This is a genomic window from Exiguobacterium sp. U13-1 (assembly GCF_001750115.1).
GTDB classification, from domain to species: Bacteria; Bacillota; Bacilli; order Exiguobacteriales; family Exiguobacteriaceae; genus Exiguobacterium_A; species Exiguobacterium_A acetylicum.
Window position 1 is genome coordinate 2,391,638 of record NZ_CP015731.1, and the last position, 17,950, is coordinate 2,409,587.

Below are 17,950 nucleotides of genomic sequence, written 5' to 3' on the forward strand. Positions count from 1 at the left end.
GTTCTCGTCGGGATTAGCGACGGAGACCAAGACGCTCGATCAACGAACGGTAACGTGCAACATCCTTGTTACGAAGGTATGTGAGCAAGTTACGGCGACGACCGACCATTTTCAAGAGACCACGACGTGAGTGGTGATCCTTTTTGTGTGTACGTAAGTGATCGTTCAAAGTTGTGATCTGTTCAGTTAAAACAGCAACTTGTACTTCCGGCGAACCAGTATCGCCTTGTTTCGTAGCATATGCTTCGATGATTTCGTTTTTACGTTCTTTTGTGAGTGCCATTGTCACTCCACCTCCATCTTATAAATGACCGTATTCCCGAGCATCGGATGGTGAGACCAGATGCCAAGTGAATCGGCTGTACGTGATCGTACTGACCTATCATAACGAACCCTGTCCGTACTGTCAAACGCTTAATCGTGTATTTGCCTCTTCACGGTCCCGTGCCAATTGTTCTTTCAATTGATCGATACCATTGAAGGCTTTTTCATCGCGTAAGTAAGCGATCCATTCAAGCGTCAATTCTTGACCATAAAGATCCTCATCAAAGTCAAGAAGATGTGTCTCAATACTGACGTCTCCCGTCTCATAAAACGTCGGGCGTCTGCCGACGTTCGTCATCGCTTTGAATCGACGACCGTCCGCTAAGCGAACGAATGTCGCATACACACCAAGTTTCGGTATGACGTAGGCGAATTCTGGGCGCATGTTGGCTGTCGGGAAGCCAATTTGTCGACCGCGTGCGTCACCATGAATGATTGTACCTTTGATTTGGTAGGGTTCACCAAGCAAACGTGCAGCCGGTTCGACTTCTCCTGCAGCAAGTAAACGACGAATCCGGGTTGAGCTGATTTTTTCTGCTTCTTCTTGGAACTCTGCTACAACGGTGTGTGTGAACGTGCCCCGACTATGAAAATCAAGCGTCGTCATTTTGCCAGCTCCGAAGCGACCGTAGGAATAATCAAATCCAGCGACGACATGCTCTGCTCCAGACGCAATCAGATATTCATCGACGAAAGCTTGCGGTGACAATTCCGAGAAAGGAATCGTGAACTCAATTACATAAACACGATCGACACCAAGGCGTTCGATTTTCTCTAATTTACGTTCAAGCGGCGTGATGTAGCGGACCGGTTCATCCCCTTTACCAAGTACTTGTTTCGGATGTGGATCAAAGGTCATGACAGCCAAAGGCAGGCGACGAGCCTCCGCTTCTTTCCGTGCTGCTGCGATGACTTGCTGATGTCCGAGATGTACACCGTCAAAAAAGCCAAGTGCGATGACAGCAGGGGCTTTTTGAGGCTGTTCCGGATATGTCAAATGTATGATGTCCATGATGCTCTCTCCGATCTTAATCGATTTGTAGCATGACCTCGACGCGTGCTACCTGTTCTTCTGGAAGACGTCGATATAGTGCTAAAGGTACGTCCTCTTCATTATAGACAGTAAACAGCTCGAATTCGACTGGAATGCTTGTCAGCTTTGCTCCGTTCAAGACACGCTGCGCTGTTGCTGCATCGACCGTCAATCGTGGCCATTTTTGGATGACGTGTTCGATCGGTAGGACGTGTTGCATCCGTTCTTCGACTGTCTCGTATGATTCGAGCGTCTCGAGTGTGACGGTGTCCGTCTCAGCAATCGCACCAGAACCTGTCCGACGTAAGTCGCTCATGTGTGCGGCATAACCGAGGCGTTCTCCGATTTCGACTGCTAGCGTCCGGATATACGTCCCTTTTCCACAGGCGATATCGAGGCGGAAGCGACAAAGACCATCTTCGAACACAAGGTCCGATGTCCGTTCCAATCGATCGATACGGACGATCCGTGTCGGTCGCTCGACTTCAATGCCTTTTCGTGCATATTCGTATAGTTTCTTCCCGTTCACTTTGACTGCTGAATAATACGGTGGCGTCTGCTCGATCTCCCCTGTCAATGCGCTCAGAATATCAGCGATTACCTCTTCAGTAATACTTCCGGGCTCGACCGGTGTTTCACGAACCGTCTCCCCGTGTGCATCTTCCGTCGTCGTTGCGAAGCCGATCGTCACTTCCGCCGCGTAACGTTTTCCTTCATCCGTGATGAACCGGGCAAGCTTCGTCGCTCGACCGAGACAGATCGGTAAGACACCTGTTACTTCCGGGTCAAGTGTCCCTGTATGTCCGACTTTTTTCGTCTGAAACAAGCGACGTAGACGAAAGACACAGTCATGACTGGTCATTCCGGCTGGTTTATCTAGTGGTAATACTCCGATGGGTTCCACGTGATGTCCTCCTTGAAAAAAAGGCAACCACACGCGTGGTTGCCTTAGGTGTTAATCTTTGTTCAAATTCCGAAGCAACTCATCAATGCGTGATCCGTATTCGACAGAAGAATCGACCTCGAACAACAGTTCAGGTGTTTTCCGTAGACGAATCCGCGATCCGATTTCCTTACGCATGAAGCCTTTTGATTTTTCAAGACCGATGCGCGCATCCTCACGTGCTTTTTCGTCACCGAGGACCGAATAGAAGATCGTCGCTTGTTGCAAGTCTCCTGTCACTTCGACACCTGTGACGGTAATCGGCTTGACGCGTGGATCCTTGACATCTTTGATGAGCAGTTGCGTAATTTCCTTACGCACCTGTTCGGCGACACGATTCGAGCGTAAACTCATGTTTGTTCCCTCCAGTTCGGAAGAATGGATTCCGTTCTGTTACTTCCGTTTGACTTCTTCCATAATGAACGCTTCGATGACATCATCAACTTTCACATCATCATAACGTTCGATCTTAATACCACACTCGTAACCAGCAGCGACTTCTTTGACATCATCTTTGAAGCGGCGAAGTGTATCGAGTTTTCCTTCGTAGATGACGATACTATCACGAACGACACGGACACCTGCATCACGCGTTAACTTACCTTCCGTGACATATCCACCTGCGATCGTACCGACTTTCGATACTTTGATGACATCGCGGACTTCAGCTTGACCGATGATTTTCTCGACGAACTCAGGATCAAGGAGACCTTTCATCGCTTGCTCGATTTCTTCAATCGCATTGTAGATGATCCGGTGAAGACGAATTTCGACTTTCTCCTGATCTGCCATTGATTTCGCGTTACCATCCGGACGAACGTTGAATCCGATGATGATCGCATTTGCTGCTGAGGCGAGGATAACGTCACCTTCTGTGATCGCACCAACACCTGAGTGTACGATGTTAATTTTAACACCTTCGACATCAATTTTCTTCAATGAACCGGCTAAGGCTTCAACTGAACCTTGAACGTCACCTTTGATGATGATGTTGAGGTCCTTAACTTCGCCTTCTTTGATGCGGTCGAAGAGATCTTCTAAGCTAACTTTCGCTGAATCGCGACGTTGTGCTTCGATTTCACGTTGGTAACGTGCTTCACCGATTTGACGTGCTTTTTTCTCATCTTCGAATGCGAAGAATTGATCGCCCGCTTTCGGAACATCGTTTAAACCTGTGATTTCGATTGGCGTCGATGGTCCGACTTCTTTGACACGACGACCGATATCGTTGACCATTGCCCGGATACGACCGAACGTGTGACCGACGACGATCGGGTCACCAACACGAAGTGTTCCGTGTTGAACGAGAAGTGTAGCGACTGGACCGCGTCCTTTATCGAGTTTCGCCTCGATGACTGTTCCGCGACCGTTCATGTCTGGTGTTGATTTGTATTCTTGAACTTCTGAAACGAGAAGGATCATCTCGAGCAATTCGTCGATGCCGTCTCCTTTAAGAGCTGAAACCGGTACGAAGATCGTATCGCCGCCCCAGTCTTCTGCAACGAGTTCGAACTCTGTCAATTCTTGTTTGACACGGTCAGGGTTCGCACCCTCTTTATCCATCTTGTTGACCGCAACGATGATTGGAACGCCAGCTGCTTTCGCGTGGCTGATCGCTTCTTCCGTCTGCGGCATGACACCGTCATCGGCTGCAACGACGATGATCGCGATATCCGTGACATCTGCTCCACGTGCACGCATCGTCGTGAACGCCGCGTGACCTGGTGTATCGAGGAACGTGATCTTCTTGCCGTCGATCTCAACTTGGTAAGCACCGATGTGCTGCGTGATCCCGCCGGCTTCGCCTGCAGTGACCTTCGTGTTACGGATCGAGTCGAGCAATGTCGTTTTACCGTGGTCGACGTGTCCCATGATCGTAACGACCGGTGGACGCTCAGACAATTCGTACTTGTCAAGGTTCAATTCATATTGATCAAAGTCCGTCTCATCGACTTGGACTGTCTTTTCGACTTCAAAACCAAACTCTGTCGCGAGCAGTTCGACTGTCTCGTCATCAAGATCTTGGTTGATTGTCGCCATGACACCGAGACCCATCAATTTCATGATCAATTCATTTGGTTTTTTCGCCATTTTTTCAGCGAGTTCACCGACTGTCAAGTTATCAGAGTATTGAACGACGTTTGCCATCGCCTCTTCTTGCGCCCGGCGAGCTGCTTTCCGTTGACTCGACTTCGAGTTCGGATCCGCTACTTCGAGTTTACGCGGTTCTGCTTTCTTTTGGTTCGGACGACGTTTGCCGCCACGGTTGTTACGGTTGCCGAATTCTGGGCGTCCGCCTTTGCTGTTACGTGATTGGTTACCTGCTGGTTTGTTTGTACTTCCTGGTCGGTTCGGTTTATTATCTGATTTCACTTGTTTTGGAGCCTCCGTCTTTTGAGCCCGATATTTTTCGGGATTAAATACTTGATCGAGTTGCTGTACTGTCTGTTCATCTAATACTGCCATATGATTCTTGACTGGTTTCTCCAGCTTTTCGAGCTGGGTGATGACCTGCTTACTTGTTACGTTTTGTTCCTTGGCGAATTCGTATACACGTTTACCCAAAGGATCCACCTCCAATTAGTCGTTCGAGAGGAGTTCAGTTAGCTTTTTCGCAAATCCGGCTTCATTGACTGACACGACAACACGCGCATCCTTTCCTAATGCTTGACCGAGAATCGTCCGGTCGGCGACTTCTAGGTAAGGAACCTGATAACTCGTACATTTATCTGTGACTTTCTTACGCGTGGCAGCCCCCGCATCTGCTGCTAAGAGAACAAGCTTCGCTTGTCCTCCTCGTACTTCTTTCAGTACGAGTTCTTCTCCCGTCGTCACTTTTCTAGCTCGATTCGCGAGACCGAGAAGGGATTCCCATTTACTCATTTGTACCTCCCGCGATTTCAAGCAATTCATCGTATAAGGCATCTGTCGTCTTGACCTTCAAATGATGATCAAGCGTCCGTTTTTTCTTCGCCGTCGCAATGACTGCCGCATCTTTCGATAAATAGGCACCTCGCCCATTCATCTTACCATTTAAATCGATGACGACCTCTTGTTCAGGTGTTCGGACGACACGAATTAATTCTTTTTTCGGCTTCATTTCTTGTGTGATGACACACTTGCGTAATGGTACCTTTTTTTGCACGAATTATTCCTCGCCTTCGACTTGGACCGCTTCTACTGCCGGCTCTTCCGTCGCGAAGACATCTTCGAGATCCATCGCTTCCGCTTCAGACTCGCTCTTAATGTCGATTTTCCATCCTGTCAACTTCGCTGCGAGACGCGCGTTTTGACCACGTTTCCCGATTGCAAGTGACAATTGGAAATCCGGAACGACGACAATCGTCGCTTTCGCCGGTTCGTTGACGTAGACCGCAACGACTTGAGCTGGGCTGAGTGCATTCGCAACATATTCTTTCGGATCATCCGAGTAACGGACGATATCGATTTTTTCCCCGTTCAAATCATTGACGATGCGTTGAACACGTGCCCCTTTTTGCCCGACACATGCACCGACTGGATCGATGTCGTCCGCTGCGACTGCGATTTTCGAACGGTCGCCCGCTTCACGCGCCACAGACTTAACTTCGACTTCGCCACTTGAAATCTCTGGTACTTCGATTTCGAAGAGACGTTTTAAGAGACCTGGATGTGTCCGTGATACGAGAATCGATGCCCCTGATCCTTTAACCATCGGATCAACCTTCGTGACGTACACCTTGATGCGATCACGAATCCCGAAACGCTCGTTCGGCATTTGCTCGTGTGTCGTCAAGACAGCTTCGATACCTTCTAGGTTGACGTACAAGTTGCGTGCATCTTGACGCTCAACGATACCTGTCATGATCTCATCTTCACGATCCGCAAAGTGATTGTAGATGCGTTCACGTTCTGCTTCACGCATTTTTTGTGTGACGATCTGCTTCGCCGTTTGTGCCGCAACACGACCGAAGTCGCCTGGCGTCACTTCGACTTTATGGAAATCGCCGAGTTCATATGTCGGATCGATCTCGTGCGCTTCTTCAAGCGAAAGTTGCTCTTCTGGTTGTGTCAATCGTTCGACGACTTCCTTGAGTGCGAAGACACGGATGTCTCCTGTCTGCTGGTCGAATTCGACCTTTACAGCCTCCGATTCTTTTCCGAAGTTGCGTCGGTACGCTGAAATCAATGCCTGTTCGAGCGCATCGATGATGATGTTCTTGTCAATTTCCTTCTCTTTCGCGATTTGATTGATCGCCTCGAGTAACTGTGGTCCCATCGTTCTCTTCCTTTCCGTCAGAACATTACCGCAAGTCGCGCAAGTGAAATCTTGTCGACCGGTATCTCAATTTTCAATTTTCTTGTTTTGACACGCACTTCGATTTCAAGCATCTCAGGTGTGTACGCGAGCAACGTTCCTTCGAATTCAACCGCATTCTTTACTGGATCGTGCGTTTTGATATACACATGTTTCCCAATCGCCTTTTCGAAGTCCTCGTCTTTCTTCAGTGGACGTTCCGCTCCTGGACTAGCGACGTCGAGGTAATACGGCTCGTCGATCGGATCATTGTCATTCAATGCTTCCGATAACTGTTCATTGATTTTGACGCAGTCTTCAAGATCCACGCCACCCTCTTTGTCGATGGAGACACGTAGGAACCAATCCGCCCCTTCTTTGACGAATTCAACGTCGACTAGCTCCATCCCCTCTCGTTCGACGATTGGTTTTGCGAGCGCTTCGACCTTTTCCGTTACGTTCGTCATCTTCATCCTCCTTCAAAAAACAAACAAGAAAGGAGCAGGTCCCCCTACTCCTTCCAAGTCGTAGTATAAAAAACATTTCCTCACTCAATATAGCATAGGAAAGCGCTCAAAGCAAGTGTTCCTAAGGGCTTACAAGTCGAACAAGGAGAGCTGATTCTCGTCCGGTAACCCTTCGAGACAGCCTAGGTTATCGAGTGTCTCGATGATCGTTTTCGATAACTTGGCACGTTTTTGGAGGTCTTCCTTCGAGAGGAATTCGCCACCTTTACGTGCTTCGACGATCTGCTTCGCTGCATTCGTCCCGAGACCTGTCACGGCATTAAACGGTGGTAACAACGTATCCCCGTCAATGAGGAATTCCGTTGCACTTGAGCGGTAGAGATCGACCTTTTGGAACGTAAAGCCCCGTTCGATCATCTCAAGCGCGATTTCAAGAACCGTGTACAATCCCTTGTCCTTCGCCGTTGCCTCGAATCCTTTATCCTTGATGTCTTGCAAGACTTTCCGGACGGCTGCAGAGCCTTTATTCATCGCACCGATATCAAAGTCACCCGCACGTACCGTAAAGTACGAAGCGTAGTAATACATTGGATGATGGACTTTATAGTAGGCGATCCGAACAGCCATTAAGACATAGGCAGCAGCATGGGCTTTCGGGAACATGTACTTGATTTTCTTACAAGAATCGATATACCAGAGCGGCACATCGTTCTCGATCATCGCCTCTTCCATGTCAATCGAGAGTCCTTTCCCTTTTCGGACCGACTCCATGATTTTAAAAGCAAGTGACGGTTCAAGACCGGCATAGATCAAGTAGACCATGATGTCATCTCGACAACCGATGACGTCTTTTAATTCACATGTTCCGTTGTAGATCAATTCGCTGGCGTTTCCGAGCCAGACATCCGTTCCGTGCGAGAGTCCTGAAATCTGGACGAGCTCCGAGAACGTCGTCGGTTTCGTCTCTTCTAACATTTGGCGGACGAACTTTGTTCCAAACTCGGGAATACCGAGCGTTCCCGTTTTTGAATCGATTTGCTCCGGCGTCACGCCGATCGATTCCGTCGAACTGAAAATTTTCATGACTTCCGGGTCATCGACCGGAATCGTCTTCGGATCTCGTCCTGATAAATCCTGTAGCATCCGAATCATGGTCGGGTCATCGTGACCGAGGATATCGAGTTTGAGTAAGTTATCGTGAATCGAGTGGAAGTCAAAGTGTGTCGTCTTCCATTCAGAACCCATATCATCTGCCGGATATTGAATCGGACTAATATCATAAATATCCATATAGTCCGGTACGACGATGATCCCACCTGGGTGTTGCCCAGTCGTTCGTTTGACGCCGGTGACACCACTGACGAGACGATCGACTTCCGCATTCCGATACGTCAGCTCATTCTCCGACTGATACCCTTTGACATAGCCATACGCCGTCTTCTCGGCAATCGTTCCGATTGTTCCGGCACGGTAGACGTAATCGTCACCGAACAAGACTTTCGTATAGGCGTGTGCTTGCGGCTGATATTCTCCACTGAAGTTCAAATCGATATCCGGTACTTTATCCCCTTTAAATCCAAGGAACGTTTCAAACGGAATATCATGACCGTCTTTAAATAACGGGATATCACATTTCGAACAGGATTTATCCGGTAAATCGAATCCCGAACCGACAGAACCGTCATCGAAGAACTCCGATTCCTTACAATTCGGACAGACATAGTGTGGCGGCAAGGGATTGACTTCGGTGATCTCGGTCATCGTCGCAACGAGACTTGATCCGACCGACCCCCGTGAACCGACCAAATAGCCGTCGTCGAGTGATTTTTTAACGAGTTTATGAGAAATCAAATAGATGACGGCGAATCCGTGACCGATGATTGACTTCAACTCTTTTTCGAGTCGTGCTTCGACGATTTCCGGTAACGTCTCTCCGTAAATCCGGTGCGCCATATCGTACGACAAGTTCCGAACTTCTTCATCCGCCCCTTCGATCTTTGGTGTATAGAGATCTTTTGGAATGATGTCGATGTTCTCGAACTGTTCCGCGACGGCTTGACTGTTCGTGATGACGAGACGTTCCGATACATCTGGCCCGAGGAACTTGAAGTCATCCATCATTTCCTTCGTCGTCCGGAAGTGTGCCGGTGGCAGTTGTTTTCGCATGTTCAGCATGTTCGCTCCACCTTGCGTCCGGATCAAAATCTCCCGGTACGTGGCGTCATGTTGATCGAGGTAATGCACGTTCCCTGTCGCAACTGGTAAGATATCATGTTCTTCCGCGACACGGATGATTTTTTTGATCAGTTCGCGCAGTTCGAGTTCATTCTGAACGATTTCCCGCTCGATCAAATGACCATACATCGCGGGTGGCTGAATCTCGATGAAATCATAGAACTGCATCACTTTCGCTAAATCTTCGTCTGACTTGTTCAAAGCGGCATCAAACACTTCGCCATTATCGCAAGCTGATCCGATGATCAAACCATCCCGGTGCGCGACGAGTTGCGAGCGCGGTGTGCGGACGACACGGTGCACGTGTTTCGTATGAGCAATCGAAATCAATTGGTACAAATTCTTCAAGCCCGTCCGGTTCTTCGCATAGACCGTCGCGTGGTATGGTCGTGCCCGCGAGATATCTTTCCCCATCTCCCGGTTGAGTGAGGCGTGTGTCTTCATGTCGAACATCTCATCTGCCATTTGAAGCAACTTGACCATCAAATATCCCGTCGCTTCCGCGTCATAGATGGCGCGGTGATGTTGCGTCAATTCGATATCAAATCGTTTCGCGAGTGTGTTCAATCGGTGATTTTTTAGCGTCGGCATCAAGACACGGGCTAGCTCAAGCGTATCAATGACCGGCAAGACCGATTCATCGTGTCCACCAGACCGGAGTGTCGCATTCAAGAACCCGATATCAAACGAAGCATTATGGGCAACGAGAATCGAGTCGCCGACCCAGTCCATGAACTCCTTGACGACTTGTTCCGGGTCTGGTTTTCCGCGGACCATATCATCGGTGATCCCTGTCAAATCAATCGTCGTCGCCGACAACAGGTGTTTCGGATCCGCGAATGCTTCGAACTTATCGATGATATCACCGTCGTGGATCTTGACGGCTGCGAGTTCAATGATTTTGTTGTACATCGCCGATAAACCAGTCGTCTCGACGTCAAAGACGACGAATGTCGCGTCATCTAAGTTACGTTCTACCGGATGATAGGCGACTTGCACCCCGTCATCGACGACATTCGCTTCGATTCCGTATAGTACCTTGATATCGTTTTTCTTTCCGGCATAGTAGGCATCCGGGAAACTTTGGGCGCCAGCGTGATCCGTGATCGCAACAGCAGGATGACCCCATTTTGCTGCGCGTTCGACGTATTTCGTCACGTTCATGACAGCGTCCATCTGACTCATTTGCGAGTGCGCATGTAACTCGACACGCTTCTCACCTGCCCAAGGGTCAGCCGGTGCTTCCATCTTCACTTCTGACAGTTGGGCAATCATCATACAGAGATCGCGTAGGAATGTATCGAACTCAACGCGACCTGCCGCCTGGATCCACATCCCTTTTTTGATGGCTGAGAGGATCTTGACGTCTGTTTCGTCACGCGCAAACATCTTGACGACGAGGGAGTCCGTATAGTCCGTCATCTTGAACGTAAAGATCGTCTTTCCACTTCGTAGTTCACGACTCTCTGCCGAGAAGACGAGACCACGGATCGCAATCCGTCGTTCCTCATCTTGGATCGTCTTAATCGGGACAATCTCATCTTGAATTGGTTTCCCGATCCGGATCTCAACCGGTCCTTCATCGTCATCCCGCGATTGTTCCCGCTTGAATTGCAACTCGAGCATCCGTTTTGCTTCTTCCATGTCTTCCTGTTTCACCTGATTGCGCAACGCTTCTTGTTTCGATTCGTTGATTTGAACAATCGGTTCACAGTTGAATTTCGGAAATCCGTAAGCACTGTAAAGTAACTGCAACTCACCACATAAGCTACTTTTTAAGAATCCTGCTTCCGGTTCACTCCGGACCGGAATGAATAATTTCTGTTCTTTGAACTCCGGTAAGACCCGTCCAAGTTGTGTCCGCATCGCCGATGAGACATCTGCGAGATCCTGCACGACGTATGGCCAGTAATCATGATACAGGCGTTCGTCTGGTCGACTATCCGCATGTAGGATGATTTTGACTTCGGCGAATTGCTGATACCGACTGACTAAGCGACTCGTAAAGAGTTGATAAACGTTTTGGGGTAAAACATGTGGCAAGCGGATCTCAAATGTCCAGGTTGCTTTTGCTTTATTAACGCGAAGCTTCTCAAGGACTGCTTCGTTAAAGTATTCTTCAATGATACCGTTCGGTAATTCCAAGTCACTGAGTAACAGTGACATGCGTTGTTGTGTATCCACTCGCAATTGTGCTGTCTGATCGCTTCACACCGTGACAGCAACTCCTCCTCCTCTTGCGGATTGCCCAAGGGGCGAATGGGTGTGAGACAAGAAAACAGTCACTTTATGAAAAGTGACCGTCTCCATACTTTATTCTAAACCTTCATAGAGTGAACGAACAGCCTCAACGACTTGTTCTTGTCCAATTTCTTCTGCATCGCCACCACGACGGGCTTTTAATTCGACGATTCCTTCTGCCGCTTTTTTCCCGACGTTCAAACGAACCGGTAGACCGATCAAATCAGCATCGGCGAACTTGACGCCTGCTCGTTCTTTCCGGTCGTCAAGTAAGACGCTAAAACCTGCAGCTGTCAACTCACGATATAGCGTCTCTCCGAGTTCAAGCTGTTCCGCATTTTTACCATTGACGACGATCAAATGGACATCGTATGGTGCGATCGCTTTTGGCCAAATGATCCCGCGCTCATCATAATGTTGTTCGACGACTGCCGACAATGTCCGCGAGACACCGATGCCGTAACAACCCATGATGAGTGGTTGCGCTTTACCGCCTTCATCGAGGAACGTCGCTCCCATTCCTTCAGAGTAACGTGTGCCGAGTTTGAAGACTTGACCGACTTCGATACCACGTGCGAATTTGACGTTGCCGTTGCCGTCTGGTGACGCGTCACCTTCTTCAACGAAACGTAAATCCGTATAGTCGGCTTCGAAATCACGGCTTGGGTCGACATGGATATAATGCGTTTCCGCTTTGTTCGCACCACAGACAGCGTTCGTCAAGGCACGGATCGCGTAATCGGCGACGATCTTCATGTCTGCTCCGATCGGTCCGAGTGTTCCAGGCGTTGAGTGAAGCGCTGCTTCAATCTCTTCGTCGCTCGCCATCGTGATGTCGAGAGCACCCAGATAGTTTTTCAACTTGATGTCGTTGACTTCGTGATCGCCACGGACAAGTGCCATGACAAGTCCTTGCTCCGTCTTGAAGATGACGGTCTTGATTGATTCGTTTGCTGGTAAATTCAGATGTGCGCTGACCGCTTCGATCGTCTTCGCATCTGCCGTATGCACTTCTTCAAGTGCTTCTGGTGCTTTGTCTTGCTTCGGATAGGCATCGATGGACTCTGCCATCTCTAAGTTCGCTGCATAATCCGATTGGTCCGAGTAGACGATCGTATCTTCACCGATTGCTGCTAACGCATGGAACTCATGTGTTCCACTACCACCAATCGCACCTGAGTCAGCGACGACTGGACGGAACTCAAGACCAACACGTGTGAAAATCCGCGAATACGTATCAAACATGTTTTGATACTCTTCGTCTAAGCTCTCTTGTGAAGAATGGAACGAATAAGCGTCCTTCATGATGAACTCGCGACCACGTAATAAACCGAAACGTGGACGACGTTCGTCACGGTACTTCATTTGAATCTGGAAGAGATTGACCGGTAACTTTTTGTACGAGTTCAATTCATCACGAACGATTGAAGTGATCAGTTCCTCGTGCGTCGCTCCGAGCGCGAACCGGCGATCATGACGATCCGTCAAGCGCATTAATTCAGGTCCATAGATATCCCAGCGTCCTGTTTCTTCCCATAGTTCAGCTGGTTGAATCGCTGGCATCAGTAATTCTTGCGCACCCGCCGCTTCTAATTCCTCACGGATGATCGTCTCGATGTTTGCGAGTACTCGTTTTGCGAGTGGTAGATACGAATAGATCCCAGCGGCATTTTGACGCATGAATCCTGCACGAAGCAAGAGTTGGTGACTGATGGCTTCTGCATCAGATGGTACTTCACGCAACGTTGGCATGAATAGTTTTGATTGTTTCATAATGAGTCACGAACTCCTTTGACTGAGTGATTAATTAAAAGAATTTTTGAATGTCGTTCCAAGTGACGACGAGCATGAGTAGCATCAAAAGCGCAAAACCGACGAAGTGAACCAATCCTTCTTTTTGAGGATCAACTGGTTTACCGCGTAAGGCTTCAAGGAAGAGGAACAACAATCGTCCTCCGTCAAGTGCTGGAAGTGGCAATAAGTTGAAGACTGCTAAGTTGACTGACAACAATGCTGTCCATGTCAATAGCATCGAGAACCCACTATCTGCGACCTGATCGGTCATTTTGACGATCCCGACTGGTCCTGATAATTGATCGACGCCAACGACACCCGTTACGAGATCTCCAACAGCTCCGACGATAAGCGTCGACATCCGCCATGTTTCTGAAACGCCCGTTTGTAGTGCTGTTCCGAATGATTTTTCTGTCTCATTCGTGACACCGATGATGCCAACCTTCTGTTCCCCTTGCTGTTGCACTTTTGGCGTGATCTCAGTTGTCGTCTCTTTTCCATCACGCTCATATTTTACTTCTGTCGCTTTCCCAGCACGATCTTGGAATCCAGCACGTAAATCTGTCCATTTTGCTGTATCCTGTCCGTTGACCGAGATAATCCGGTCACCTTCAACAAGTCCTGCTTGATCGGCAGGTGAACCTTTTTGTACTGTTCCGATGACGCTTTCCCCTGTCGGAGAACCATTATATAAGGCAAGACCGAATAAAATGACGAACGCAAGGACAAAGTTCATGAACGGTCCTGCAGCAATCGCAAGGACGCGTTTCCATACGGATTTCGAACCAAATGTGCGGTCATATGGCGCAATTTGTGTCCGTGTCTGACCTTCGACAAGAAATGCTGTCGGTGAGACAGGATAGCGAACCGATGTCTCGTCTTGTAACCCAACGAGTTCGAGTTGACGCAACAAGTCAATCCGCTCGACAGTAACGACTTGATCGACTTGTGGCTGATCCGCATCGAAATAAATCGTCTCGATGACGCCGTCCTTTAACTGTAATCCAACGGTTTGACCTGATTTGATCTCTACGAGTTCAGGTTCTTCACCCGCCATCTTGACGTAACCGCCAATCGGCAACAGGCGTACCGTATACAACGTCTCATTCTTAAACACTGAAAAGATCTTCGGTCCAAATCCAATCGCGAATTCCCGACAGAGAATACCTGCCCGCTTCGCCATTACGAGATGACCCCATTCATGGACGGCGACGAGTACACCGAACATCAGCACGATTGAAATAAAGGTCGTCATTACTTATCCCATCCTTAGTTAGCGAATGTAAGAGACGATACGAACTCACGCGCCCATCGATCAGCTTCAAGGATTTGATCCAAAGAAGGCTCCTCGATAAGCTCATGAGCTTGAAGCGCCGCCTCGACGCTCGCTTCGATTTCTAAAAAGCGAATGTCCCCTTTTAAGAAACGGTCCACCGCTTGTTCGTTCGCAGCATTGAGTACTGATGGCATCGATCCGCCGGCTTGACCCGCTTCAAAAGCAAGTCGTAACAACGGATAACGCTCAAATGATGCATCAGCAAAGTGTAAGCGTCCGATTTCCTTTAAGTTTAACCGTTCTCCCCCTTGGATTTCAAGACGGGACGGATATGTAAGAGCGTACTGAATCGGTTCTCGCATGTCAGGCATACCAAGCTGAGCCATGACAGCTCCATCGTTGAATTCGACCATCGAGTGGATGATGGATTCACGATGAATGACGACATCGATGTCCGCATAGTCGACATCAAATAACCAGTGCGCTTCAATGACTTCGAATCCTTTGTTCATCATCGTTGCGGAATCAATCGTGATTTTTGCTCCCATCGACCAGTTCGGATGCGCGAGTGCTTGTTCGACCGTCACGTCTGCCAGTTCTTCACGTGATTGATCACGGAAGCTTCCGCCTGACGCCGTCAAGATGATTTGACGCACATCTTCTCGCCGCTCACCGTTCAAGCATTGGAAAATCGCCGCATGCTCACTATCGACGGGTAAAATCGTCACGTTTTTTTCACGCGCGAGCTTCATGACAAGGTGCCCTGCCGTGACGAGTGTCTCCTTATTCGCAAGACCAATCGTCTTACCTGCCTCAATCGCGGCAAGCGTTGGACGTAAGCCAACAGCTCCTACGACCGCTGTAATGACCGTATCGACTTCAGGATGCGTCACGATATCAAGCAATCCTTCTTCACCGATGACGATTGTTGGCTGATAAGTCAACTGTTGCTCGAGTTCTTGACGTGTTGTCTCATCTTGGACTCCGACAAGCATCGGTTGCAAACGATTCAACCACGGTACGGCGACCGTCGTGTTGCGTCCAAATGCAAAACTCGTCAATTCAAAAAGGTCTGGATTAGCCGCAATGACATCGAGCGTCTGCGTACCAATCGATCCTGTTCCACCGATGATACTGATTTTCTTCATAATGAAGCGCCTCCTCAAGCAAAGATATCGAGTACGACGAGGACCGTAAAGACGATCATCATGCTGTCGAACCGATCTAGAATACCACCATGACCCGGTAGTAACGTTCCAGAATCCTTCACACCATAATGGCGTTTGTAAGCGGACTGGACCAAGTCACCAAGTTGGCCAACGACGGCAACGATGATGGCAAGGACAATGACTTTTCCAAAACCGACTGTCGGTTCGATACTTTCAAACACGACACCGAGTAAGATGGCAAGTAACACGCCACCGACTGCCCCTTCAATCGTCTTATTCGGACTGATTGATGGCCACAGTTTATTCTTACCAAATCGTTTCCCGACGAAGTACGCCCCTGAATCCGTAAACCAGATCAAGAGAATGATCAACAGCGACCACGTTAATCCGTGTTCGAGTAAGCGGATGTAGGCGAACGATGCAAAACCGACACCGACATAAACCGCAGTCAGCAGTAAAAAGGCGACATCATCGAACGTAAAGACATTTTTCGAAAACACGTTCCAAAAGAGACCGATCAATAAAATGATCATTGCCCAAGCGATTGGTGAAAGTCCGATTGGGAGTGTCCGATCGACTGCCTCTTCATAGATACCGACGAATGGTAATAACGTGCCGATCCCGAATAAAATCCGTGGAATGCGCGAGCCGCTCCATTGTCGCATCCGGACGAGCTCGGTATAACCGAGAATCGTTAGTATTGCCATAAACGCTAAAAAGGGAAGTCCACCGATGTACAAAAGCGCCAAAAAGATGGCGCCTGCCCATATCCCTGTGATAATCCGAGTTTTCATAAGCTAGTTCCTCATTTAATCAGACGCCGCCAAATCGGCGTGTCCGTTGATTGTAATCTTCAATTGCTGCCAAGAAAGCATCCCGACGAAACTCTGGCCACAAGACGTCTGTAAAGTAAAACTCTGCGTACGCCGCTTGCCAAAGTAAGAAATTCGATAACCGTTGTTCGCCACTCGTTCGAATCACGAAATCGACATCGGTTACGGATCCTGTCATTAGCTCGCGCTCGATCGTCTCCGGTGTAATCGCATCCGGTGACAATGTTCCTGCCTGAACCTGTGCGCCCAGTTTTTGCATGACTTGTACGAGTTCATCGCGTCCTCCATAATTCAGAGCGAAAATCAGACGAAGTCCTGTATTGTGTTGCGTATCCAGTTTCGCTTGTTCCACTGCCTCACGTGTGAAATGAGGGAGGCGTGACACTTCTCCTGCTACCTCGACTTTGACATTTTGCGCGTCTAACTCTTTTAAATCCGACTCTAAAAATTGTGCCGGCAGCTTCATGAGAAAGCTCACTTCTTCTTCCGGGCGCGTCCAATTCTCCGTCGAGAAGGCATATAATGTCAGACTCTTAACGCCGAGTTCATTTGCAACCCGAACAACTTCACGAATCGATTTCATGCCTTCGCGATGTCCCATGATACGTGGAAGCCCGCGTTTTTGTGCCCATCTACCGTTTCCGTCCATGATGATAGCGACGTGTTCAGGCACCCGATCATAGGTTTCGGTTTCTTTCGTCTGATTCAACCATTGAAACATCCGCACTTCCTCCTCTCTCAATTATGAAGAAAGGGACTCTTCGTGTGACAAAGAGTCCCCCCCATGACGATCCGTCGCGTCATACTTCCATGATTTCTTGTTCTTTTTCCGTTGCTGTCTGATCAAGTTGTTTAACGAACTTGTCTGTCAACGTCTGAACATCTTCTGTGTATCCACGCAAATCATCTTCTGTCAATGCACCATCTTTTTCTTGTTTCTTTAACTGCTCGTTCGTATCACGACGAATGTTACGGAGGGCAACCTTACCTTCTTCCGTATACTTCTTGACGAGTTTGACGAGTTCCTTCCGGCGCTCTTCCGTTAGTGGTGGAATCGCAAGACGGATGACCGTACCATCAGATGATGGCGCAAGACCAAGATCAGCACGTTGAATCGCTTTTTCAATCTCGCTGACCATTGATTTATCCCATGGAGTGATCAAGATCAGACGTGCTTCTGGTGTGTTGACGTTCGCTACTTGATTGAGCGGTGTCGGTGACCCGTAGTATTCGACTTGAACGGGATCTAAAATCGCAACGTTCGCACGACCTGCACGGAGTGTCGCAAGTTCTTTCTTAAGTGAAAGATGTGCTTTTTCCATCCGTTCTTCGGCTTGTTTTAAGATTTCTTTTGACATA

The 17,950-nt window shown here is 48.7% G+C and carries 16 protein-coding genes; all 16 read right to left on the minus strand.

The window, feature by feature from the left end; genetic code table 11:
• Positions 1 to 13: 13 nt before the first annotated feature.
• Positions 14 to 283 carry a 30S ribosomal protein S15 gene (gene rpsO, locus ESP131_RS12515; RefSeq protein WP_023468676.1) on the minus strand — a complete coding sequence of 90 codons (270 nt, stop codon included), beginning with the start codon at positions 281 to 283 and terminating at the stop codon, positions 14 to 16.
• A 123-nt stretch (positions 284 to 406) separates the two neighbouring features.
• Positions 407 to 1,336 carry a bifunctional riboflavin kinase/FAD synthetase gene (locus ESP131_RS12520; protein WP_029342039.1) on the minus strand — a complete coding sequence of 310 codons (930 nt, stop codon included), beginning with the start codon at positions 1,334 to 1,336 and terminating at the stop codon, positions 407 to 409.
• A 16-nt stretch (positions 1,337 to 1,352) separates the two neighbouring features.
• Complete coding sequence (gene truB / locus ESP131_RS12525) at positions 1,353 to 2,261, minus strand: tRNA pseudouridine(55) synthase TruB (protein ID WP_069940832.1); 909 nt, start codon at positions 2,259 to 2,261, stop codon at positions 1,353 to 1,355.
• A 51-nt stretch (positions 2,262 to 2,312) separates the two neighbouring features.
• Positions 2,313 to 2,654, minus strand: a complete 342-nt coding sequence (rbfA, locus tag ESP131_RS12530; protein ID WP_023468679.1) for a 30S ribosome-binding factor RbfA — start codon at positions 2,652 to 2,654, stop codon at positions 2,313 to 2,315.
• A 39-nt stretch (positions 2,655 to 2,693) separates the two neighbouring features.
• On the minus strand, positions 2,694 to 4,865 hold the full coding sequence (gene infB / locus ESP131_RS12535) for a translation initiation factor IF-2 (RefSeq protein WP_047393846.1): 2,172 nt from the start codon (positions 4,863 to 4,865) through the stop codon (positions 2,694 to 2,696).
• Positions 4,866 to 4,880: 15 nt separating this feature from the next.
• Positions 4,881 to 5,183 carry a YlxQ family RNA-binding protein gene (locus ESP131_RS12540; protein ID WP_023468681.1) on the minus strand — a complete coding sequence of 101 codons (303 nt, stop codon included), beginning with the start codon at positions 5,181 to 5,183 and terminating at the stop codon, positions 4,881 to 4,883.
• The gene (gene rnpM, locus ESP131_RS12545; protein ID WP_023468682.1) at positions 5,176 to 5,445 is read right to left on the minus strand and encodes an RNase P modulator RnpM; all 270 of its coding nucleotides are present in this window, start codon (positions 5,443 to 5,445) and stop codon (positions 5,176 to 5,178) included. Before rnpM ends, ESP131_RS12540 begins: the two co-directional genes overlap by 8 nt.
• 3 nt (positions 5,446 to 5,448) lie before the next feature.
• Complete coding sequence (nusA, locus tag ESP131_RS12550; protein ID WP_023468683.1) at positions 5,449 to 6,558, minus strand: transcription termination factor NusA; 1,110 nt, start codon at positions 6,556 to 6,558, stop codon at positions 5,449 to 5,451.
• A 17-nt stretch (positions 6,559 to 6,575) separates the two neighbouring features.
• A complete protein-coding gene (gene rimP / locus ESP131_RS12555; RefSeq protein WP_023468684.1) occupies positions 6,576 to 7,043 on the minus strand; it encodes a ribosome maturation factor RimP in 468 nt (155 codons plus the stop codon).
• Between the two features lie 129 nt (positions 7,044 to 7,172).
• The gene (locus ESP131_RS12560) at positions 7,173 to 11,444 is read right to left on the minus strand and encodes a PolC-type DNA polymerase III (protein WP_197499346.1); all 4,272 of its coding nucleotides are present in this window, start codon (positions 11,442 to 11,444) and stop codon (positions 7,173 to 7,175) included.
• Between the two features lie 147 nt (positions 11,445 to 11,591).
• On the minus strand, positions 11,592 to 13,292 hold the full coding sequence (locus ESP131_RS12565; RefSeq protein WP_047393839.1) for a proline--tRNA ligase: 1,701 nt from the start codon (positions 13,290 to 13,292) through the stop codon (positions 11,592 to 11,594).
• 34 nt (positions 13,293 to 13,326) lie between these two features.
• A complete protein-coding gene (gene rseP, locus ESP131_RS12570) occupies positions 13,327 to 14,568 on the minus strand; it encodes an RIP metalloprotease RseP (protein ID WP_023468687.1) in 1,242 nt (413 codons plus the stop codon).
• Between the two features lie 14 nt (positions 14,569 to 14,582).
• Positions 14,583 to 15,737 carry a 1-deoxy-D-xylulose-5-phosphate reductoisomerase gene (locus ESP131_RS12575; RefSeq protein ID WP_029342044.1) on the minus strand — a complete coding sequence of 385 codons (1,155 nt, stop codon included), beginning with the start codon at positions 15,735 to 15,737 and terminating at the stop codon, positions 14,583 to 14,585.
• A gap of 14 nt (positions 15,738 to 15,751) precedes the next feature.
• Entirely contained in the window at positions 15,752 to 16,552 is an 801-nt protein-coding gene (locus tag ESP131_RS12580) for a phosphatidate cytidylyltransferase (RefSeq protein WP_029342045.1), read from the minus strand.
• A 19-nt stretch (positions 16,553 to 16,571) separates the two neighbouring features.
• Positions 16,572 to 17,312, minus strand: a complete 741-nt coding sequence (locus tag ESP131_RS12585; protein ID WP_029342046.1) for an undecaprenyl pyrophosphate synthase — start codon at positions 17,310 to 17,312, stop codon at positions 16,572 to 16,574.
• Between the two features lie 79 nt (positions 17,313 to 17,391).
• Positions 17,392 to 17,949 (minus strand): ribosome recycling factor, encoded by a 558-nt coding sequence (gene frr / locus ESP131_RS12590; RefSeq protein ID WP_023468691.1) that lies wholly within the window; start codon positions 17,947 to 17,949, stop codon positions 17,392 to 17,394.
• Between the last annotated feature and the right edge of the window lies 1 nt (position 17,950).

Coding starts and splice junctions, on each gene's coding strand:
- rpsO (WP_023468676.1), bottom strand. CDS start 283: ATGGCACTCACAAAAGAACGTAAAAACGAAATCATCGAAGCATATGCT.
- ESP131_RS12520 (WP_029342039.1), bottom strand. CDS start 1,336: ATGGACATCATACATTTGACATATCCGGAACAGCCTCAAAAAGCCCCT.
- rbfA (WP_023468679.1), bottom strand. CDS start 2,654: ATGAGTTTACGCTCGAATCGTGTCGCCGAACAGGTGCGTAAGGAAATT.
- ESP131_RS12540 (WP_023468681.1), bottom strand. CDS start 5,183: ATGAGTAAATGGGAATCCCTTCTCGGTCTCGCGAATCGAGCTAGAAAA.
- nusA (WP_023468683.1), bottom strand. CDS start 6,558: ATGGGACCACAGTTACTCGAGGCGATCAATCAAATCGCGAAAGAGAAG.
- rimP (WP_023468684.1), bottom strand. CDS start 7,043: ATGACGAACGTAACGGAAAAGGTCGAAGCGCTCGCAAAACCAATCGTC.
- ESP131_RS12560 (WP_197499346.1), bottom strand. CDS start 11,444: ATGTCACTGTTACTCAGTGACTTGGAATTACCGAACGGTATCATTGAA.
- ESP131_RS12565 (WP_047393839.1), bottom strand. CDS start 13,292: ATGAAACAATCAAAACTATTCATGCCAACGTTGCGTGAAGTACCATCT.
- rseP (WP_023468687.1), bottom strand. CDS start 14,568: ATGACGACCTTTATTTCAATCGTGCTGATGTTCGGTGTACTCGTCGCC.
- ESP131_RS12575 (WP_029342044.1), bottom strand. CDS start 15,737: ATGAAGAAAATCAGTATCATCGGTGGAACAGGATCGATTGGTACGCAG.
- ESP131_RS12580 (WP_029342045.1), bottom strand. CDS start 16,552: ATGAAAACTCGGATTATCACAGGGATATGGGCAGGCGCCATCTTTTTG.
- ESP131_RS12585 (WP_029342046.1), bottom strand. CDS start 17,312: ATGTTTCAATGGTTGAATCAGACGAAAGAAACCGAAACCTATGATCGG.
- frr (WP_023468691.1), bottom strand. CDS start 17,949: ATGTCAAAAGAAATCTTAAAACAAGCCGAAGAACGGATGGAAAAAGCA.